This window comes from Streptococcus sp. SO2 (assembly GCF_030440025.1).
The window spans coordinates 142289-148540 of record NZ_JAQFJH010000004.1 but is presented as its reverse complement, the minus strand read 5'-3'; the positions used below and the strand labels follow the sequence as shown (position 1 = coordinate 148540).

Annotated in this window: 6 protein-coding genes; 1 reads left to right on the top strand and 5 read right to left on the bottom strand. The window is 39.6% G+C overall.

What is annotated here, in order from left to right:
* A partial coding sequence (locus PCY17_RS06250) for a DUF308 domain-containing protein (RefSeq protein WP_301392202.1) occupies positions 1-1204 on the bottom strand: 1204 nt, incomplete at its 3' end.
* Positions 1205-1838: 634 nt separating this feature from the next.
* Positions 1839-2495, bottom strand: coding sequence for a hypothetical protein (locus tag PCY17_RS06245; protein ID WP_301392201.1), 657 nt, complete (start codon positions 2493-2495; stop codon positions 1839-1841).
* Between the two features lie 237 nt (positions 2496-2732).
* On the opposite strand from PCY17_RS06245, the gene PCY17_RS06240 reads away from it, so the two are divergent.
* Positions 2733-3266, top strand: coding sequence for a hypothetical protein (locus PCY17_RS06240; RefSeq protein WP_301392199.1), 534 nt, complete (start codon positions 2733-2735; stop codon positions 3264-3266).
* A 181-nt stretch (positions 3267-3447) separates the two neighbouring features.
* Here PCY17_RS06240 and PCY17_RS06235 read toward each other — a convergent pair whose 3' ends face one another.
* From PCY17_RS06235 to PCY17_RS06225, 3 genes are all read right to left on the bottom strand, one after another.
* Positions 3448-4005, bottom strand: a complete 558-nt coding sequence (locus PCY17_RS06235; protein ID WP_301392198.1) for an ABC transporter substrate-binding protein — start codon at positions 4003-4005, stop codon at positions 3448-3450.
* A 179-nt stretch (positions 4006-4184) separates the two neighbouring features.
* Entirely contained in the window at positions 4185-5213 is a 1029-nt protein-coding gene (gene queA, locus PCY17_RS06230) for a tRNA preQ1(34) S-adenosylmethionine ribosyltransferase-isomerase QueA (protein WP_049548401.1), read from the bottom strand.
* 39 nt (positions 5214-5252) lie between these two features.
* Entirely contained in the window at positions 5253-6161 is a 909-nt protein-coding gene (locus PCY17_RS06225; protein ID WP_025171295.1) for a LysR family transcriptional regulator, read from the bottom strand.
* Positions 6162-6252 lie beyond the last annotated feature (91 nt).

Sequence of the window (6252 nt, the reverse complement as noted above, 5' to 3'; positions counted from 1 at the left end):
ATCCTTTGGGTGAGAGGATATCGGTGCCAGCCTGACCGACTATGGTATCAGCCAAGAGCACACAGTTTGTAGATAAGACAAAGTAGGATTTAAACTTAGATTTGATAAATTTATAAAGTTCCCCATCCGTCTCATGTCTGATTTTATAAGCGTAGGTGTAGTCTTCCTTACCATCTTCCGTTTTAATTTTATCTGCGCTTGGCTCCCAAGGAATCGTTAGTTGTTTTAATTCAGCTAATTTTTCCTGAACCGCTTCTTCCATTTCCGGTGTCAAATCTATTCCGTAACCAAATAGCGTTTTTTGACTCTCCCGTTTACATAAGTCAATGTACTTATCACGGTCGCAAAAATATAAAACACCATCTCCAACCATACCAAATAAGGTCTCAGATGACGGATCATAGTTTCCATAAGAAATCACACGTCCTTGATAACAAAGGTCCACATGACCAATAGCTGAAAATAGAGAAGTCTCCGCTGTATGAACGAAAATTTCAAGATCTGCTGTCTTACCAAACTTCACCATTCCAAGATAGATTTCCTCTTCCTCATCAGCATTTTCCTGCATGAATTTATTGATTTTTGCTAAAGTACTTGCAGGGATGAGAGCGGCTAGGGCAATAGGTAAGCTCATTCTGACACGACGTTTGAGATGGTTTTTCCCAATTTCCTTTTCAAATAAGAAACCGTCACGGATATTGGACACACCATAAAGGAAAAAATAAGCCCCTAATACAAAGAGTTGAAAGACAGAATTTCCTGTAGAGGACAAAAGACTAGTCCCACCAAGAAAAACTAGTACGAGACCATCTAGTAAGAAACGAAAACGAGGTCGAATTTTGTTTTTGCGGTAGAGAACATAGGTGACAAGGTTGATACTAGCATGAAAAATCTGAGAAATTCCAATCACAAGAGCCAAAATATAAATTGGCACATCAGTAGCAAGATTCGAGCCTAGCAAATATCCCATCACTAACAATTTAACCAGTGCAACTCCCAAGGTGTCCGTTGACTGACTTTTTTTGAAAATACGTAATACTAAATCTAAGACCGTTGCTATCCAAGCTAAAAACAGAACCAGTCGAATAACCGTCACTGGCAACCAAGTTCCCGTGACCATCAAGATAAGACCTAGCAGAACAAACAAGAAACCCTGAACAAGTAATTTCTTACCTGTCAGACCTAAAGAAAGAATTTTTTCCATAAAAGACCTTTCAAAAATAATAATTAAGCCCTTTGATCAAATTGACTGGTAAATAGCTGACGGCACAAACAGCCTGTGCCAGCAAGACATGGCGACTGACTGTAGCAATGTCACCATCTTGTCTTTTGCACTTCTGAAATTTGTTTTATTGAGTCGAAATCAGAGCTTTTAAAAACTAGCTAAACTTGAAAGCTAACCATAATTGCTAGATAAAAAAGGTGCAACCAATCCTTCTTGTAAAGGTAGGAAAGAATTATATCCATTCCATTAATTATTTATATATTACCTATTGTGACACAATACTCACTATAATTCAACTTTTTACCTATTTAAAACCATAAAGCCTACATAACTCTTTGAAGAGAACAAAAATCTGAATGTAATAAGATAGTACCCATTACCCATATTATAATTAGATTATGAATTGAAGCTTTTTGGAACTAAAATTAGGAATAATTGAGAAAGTAGGGAGGGAAATTTTGCTTTTACCCCATTTTGAAATAATTTCATTTTAGATTTTTCTAAGTTTCTTTCAAAGAGCCTGCAGGGGGCATCTAAACAACAGGAAAAAGCCTTGATTGCAAGGCTTTTTTGTTTATCTAAGTATTTAGGGGCTATCCCCAAAGATAGTTTCTCAATGTTCCACTTCTTCCTTAAATCGTACTTTTCCTTGGCTGTATAATCTCATAATCTTCACAAAGCGAACTGGATTGTTTTGGTTATACAAAAGAAAGACTGAAAAGAATAACAAGCTAGTCAACCACAAACCATAGCTTTCATTAATTGGTTGGCCAAATTTTAGAGGAAGGGTCAAGAAATACAAAAAATAATAGATGGATACTATATTTACTACAAAGCGAGCAAATCGATAAGGTAAAGCAGACAGTTGTCTGGGATCAAACTGGTTTTTGACAAACAAATTATGAGCTGCTGCATAGTAAAAGACTTTCTCTGTCGTTGGATGGGCCTTACGAACATTTTTATAGAGAGCTCGTTCGAGTAAAGCAACTAACGAGAAAAACTGCATCAACCAAAAGAGAAGAATACAGGCTAGACTGAACCAGTTGTAGACACCAATAAACTTGAGGGAAAAGAAGCCCGAGATTGCAGGTCCACCTGCTAGTAAGAGAATGACCAAGTCAGGAATAAAGGAATTCGTGTCACCAGCTTTTTCAGTATTGAGCAACCTACTCTTTGGAGCAGCTAAAGCCTCTCCTGTCTTTTGGTCATAATAAACAGCTTGACCGTCACATTCGCCAATAAAGACACGACGACGTCCGAGAAAAAACATACATACCTCTTTCTATCTATGAAAATATGTTGTCAAAGTTTGGAATATTTTTATCCTAGTATACCACAAACTAACTGCTAGATCATAGGATAGCTAAGATTTGGAGCTTGCTAAAAGGTTGACAGAACTTCGCTCCATAGGATATGATGGGAATACCTAGAATTTTATCTCTCCACGATTTTTACTCCTTCTACTGAAAAAACATTTGCGAGTTCAATTCTATATCTGGAGGTTTCTATGAAAATCTATTATTCAAAATATGTCGGTGTCGGCTATCTAGTCTTTGCGGCGGGTGTATTCTTTCAATTTTTCTTTTTTCTCGCGCATGGGTTGATCGACTTTTCCCAGCTTAGTCTTCTCACTGTGGTTCCAACCATCCTCTTTTTCGCTGCTATCTATGCAACGATTGCAGGCATCAAAAGACTTTCTAGTCGCAGACTCTCCTTTGAGTTCACCTTGGAAGGTATTTATGTCTATCCTGGGCTCTTCTTTTCCAAGGAAATTTTCATCCCAAAAGAAGAATTGTTGCGAGCATCTTATGTTGAAGTGGATGTCAGTGACCCTGACCATACCAATAGCAAGGCTTACTATTTAGATTTTGACCTGAGAGAGGTCACCCAACTAGAAGATATTTCTAAGTCAAATGTTATCATCAATACAAGTGCCCTGATATTGCGACTCACCCTTAGCCTCTGTCGATTTAGAGAGGAAGAAAAAGCCGAGTTGGCAACCTATCTAAAAGAAAACTACGGCATTGATTTCTTATATTAGCAAGTAAAAAAAGCCCTGATGTAGGGCTTTTTTGATATTATCCTTATTATCTTTCACTTTAAAGTGGACTTGTTCATTATCCAACTTAAACGTCGTATAAACTCGAATGATTTAAAATTTATGCTTCGAAAACATAAAAAAAGCAAGGGCGATTACGCACCCTTACTTCCTGTTCTCATGCTTAGTTACGATAAAAATGACTATCTTTGTCACTTGGTGATTGGCCGATTGCCAAGACGTCTTGGCTGCCATCCGTACCAGTCAATTCATTTGCTACACCTGCTGGTGTAAAGATGAGGCGCGCTCCTTCTCCACCATCGACAAGATGGATTCCTGTTGAATAGTAGCCATCTTTTTCCTCTACTTGGCCCATTTCATACTGGAAGGTTCCTTTTGAACTTTGAATGGTTACAATTCCATCCTCTGTAACTGTAGCAGTTGTTCCAGCATAGTTTTCCCAAGTCCCAAGGAATTTTGCGTAAGCTTCTGGAGATTTTTTCTTCTCTTCCTTCTTATCCGTTTGAGTGCTTGCGGAACTTGATGGGCTCGTCTCAGACTTCTGCTCCTCTTTTTGACTAGCTTCTGTTTTACTTGATGACTCCTTTGTTACTTTAGAGGATGAGGCCTCTTTGCTTGAAGATGCTGTAGTTTTTTCAGTATTTCCTCCACAAGCAACAAGTGTCACCGCAGCCAACAAGGCAAGAGCTGAAAGACTGGTGTAGCGCAATGTTTTTTTCATGATAATCTCCTTTTAAAATGATGATAGAGTCTCATCTGCATCTAAAATAGCTAGCCTGAAATTACATATATTTTTGACGGCTAACCTGTAGTTTTCAGTGTATCATTTATTTCCATATAATTCAATAGTTATTTGACACCAAAAAAGGCTAATCCAATCAGGAATTAGCCCTTCTATTCTTAATAGATAAACATGGCATCACCAAAACTAAAGAAACGGTATTTTTCATCGATAGCATGCTGATAGGCTTCAAGGACCAATTCTCGCCCTGCAAAGGCAGAAACAAGCATGACCAAGGTAGACTTCGGTAAATGGAAATTGGTTGAGAAGGCATCAACAACTTTCCAGTCATAGCCTGGCTTGATAAAGATATTGGTCCAGCCAGAGTCGGCTTGGATTTGCCCATCAAACTTGCTTCCGATGGTTTCTAGTGTACGGATAGAGGTTGTACCCACAGCAATGACACGGCCACCATTTTCCTTGACCTGACGCAAGGTCGCTGCAGCTTCCTCAGACAATTGATAAAATTCTGAGTGCATCTCATGTTCGTCTAGATTATCTACGGAAACAGGTCTAAAGGTTCCAAGACCAACGTGCAAGGTCAAGTAAACTAGGTGAACACCTTTTTGCTGGATTTCTTCTAGTAATTCTTTGGTAAAATGCAGACCTGCAGTTGGAGCAGCAGCTGAACCACTTTCCTTGGCATAGACTGTTTGGTACCGTTCACGGTCATCCAACTTTTCGTGGATATAAGGAGGAAGCGGCATTTCTCCCAGGCTTTCAAGCACTTCTAGGAAAATCCCTTCATACTCAAAACGGACAATACGGCCTCCATGGGTTAATTCCTCGGTCACGACTGCGCTGAGGCGACCATCACCAAAGACAACTCGGGCACCGACCTTGAGACGTTTGGCTGGTTTCGCCAAGACTTCCCATTCGTCTCCAGCTGTATTTTTCAAAAGCAAGAGTTCAACATGTCCACCTGTTTCTTCCTTTTGACCATGAAGTCGTGCTGGCAAGACGCGGGTGTCATTCATAACTAGGGCATCACCTGGCTCTAGCATTTCAATAATGGAGTGAAAATGGCGATCTTGAAATTCTCCAGTCTGGCGATTGACCATCAAAAGCTTAGAGGCATCGCGCTTTTCCAGAGGTGTTTGAGCAATCAGTTCCTCTGGCAAGTGAAAATCAAAATCATTGGTATTCATTGGTGTCATTTTTCCTTTTCTTTTCTAATGTACTTATGATTAGCTATCAAAGCGAACTTCTTCAAGTAGGTACTCGATGAAGCGTTCACCCATCTTGGATAAGCTTGTCTTTTCATGCTGGATATAAACCAGCTCAATGGGATCATCAATATCAAGTGGAATCGAGACAATATTGTCTCCATTAAGATTACTATTGAGGATACCTGTCGCTATGGTATAGCCATCTAAACCAATCAAGAGATTGAACAAGGTCGCACGGTCACTAACCACGATGGATTTCTTGTGGTGTTCCTGTGACAAAATCTCTTCTGAGAAATAGAAGGAATTATGGGTTCCTTGGTCATAACTCAAGTAAGGGAAGTCTTCCAAGTCTGCTAGTTGCACCTTGTCTTTTTTGGCAAGAGGGTTGGTCTTGCTGACAAAGATATGGGGCTGTGCTGTAAAGAGATGGTGGGCAACCAGATGGTTGTCATCCAACATCTTCGAAAGAACATCTCGGTTATAGCTATTTAAAAAGAGGACTCCTACTTCACTACGGAAGTTTTTGACGTCATCGATGATTTCCCAAGTTCTGGTTTCACGCAAAAAAAGCTCGTACTTTTCCATATCGCTTTTCTTGAGCAAGGAAACAAAGGCATTAACCACAAAAGCATAGTGCTGCGAAGACACACTAAAAAGCTCGCGATGAGCGATTGGGTTCTTATAGCGTTCTTCTAGAAGTTGAGTTTGCTCGACAACCTGACGGGCATAGGATAAAAATTCCATCCCATCACGTGTGAGGGTGATTCCTTTGGGATTTCGGATAAAAATCTCAATTCCCATCTCATTTTCTAGGTCACGAACTGCATTTGATAGACTAGGTTGTGTAATAAAGAGTTGCTTGGCCGCCTCATTCATCGAACCAGTCTCTACAATTTTGATAATATAGTGTAATTGTTGAATTCTCATGCTTTTATTGTACCATACTTGAGGCAATATAAAAAGAACCAGTCACTGAAAGGTCTGTGACAAAGTCCAGATGAGTGCTTTCAAAGGACTT